1 protein-coding gene is annotated in these 834 nt (G+C 71.8%); it reads left to right on the forward strand.

Features of this window, described 5'->3' with window-relative positions; genetic code table 11:
- The coding region (locus ABD385_RS41225; protein WP_344585418.1) for an acyltransferase domain-containing protein at positions 1 to 834 on the forward strand (834 nt) is incomplete at both ends.

Consider the following 834-nt stretch of genomic DNA (forward strand, 5'->3'; position numbering starts at 1 on the left):
CGCACGGTGTTCGTGTTTCCCGGTCAGGGGTCGCAGTGGGTCGGTATGGGGTCCCAACTGCTGGACGAGTCACCGGTGTTCGCGGGGCGGATCGCGGAGTGTGGGGTGGCGTTGGCGGAGTTCGTCGACTGGTCGTTGGTCGATGTGTTGCGGGGGGTGGTGGGGGCGCCGTCGTTGGAGCGGGTGGACGTGGTTCAGCCGGTCTCGTTTGCGGTGATGGTGGCGTTGGCAGCCTTGTGGCGTGCTCATGGGGTGCAGCCGGATGCGGTGGTGGGGCATTCGCAGGGGGAGATCGCCGCCGCGGTGGTCTGCGGGGCGTTGTCGTTGCGTGATGGTGCGCGGGTGGTGGCGTTGCGCAGTCAGGCGATCGGGCGGGCGTTGGCGGGGCGGGGCGGGATGATGTCCGTCGCGTTGCCGGTCGAGGAGGTGGAGCCGCGTCTGGGCGAGTTCGGCGGGCGGGTGTCGGTGGCCGCCGTCAACGGCCCGCGGTCCGTCGTGGTCGCCGGCGAGCCCGAAGCGCTCGACGCCCTGCACGCCGGGCTCACCGCCGACGACGTCCGGGCCCGCCGGATCGCGGTGGACTACGCCTCCCACTCCCACCAGGTCGAGGACCTGCACGAGGAACTCCTGACGGTGCTGGCGGACCTGGCGCCGCAGCCGTCCACGGTGCCGTTCTTCTCGACGGTGACCGGCGACTGGCTGGACACCACGGAGCTGGACGCCGGCTACTGGTTCCGCAACCTGCGCGGACGGGTCCGGTTCGCGGACGCGGTGCGGACGCTGCTGGCGGCGGAGCACCGGGCGTTCGTCGAGGTCAGCTCGCACCCGGTGCTG

It is taken from the genome of Streptomyces lunalinharesii (assembly GCF_039532155.1).
GTDB lineage: Bacteria > Actinomycetota > Actinomycetes > Streptomycetales > Streptomycetaceae > Streptomyces > Streptomyces lunalinharesii.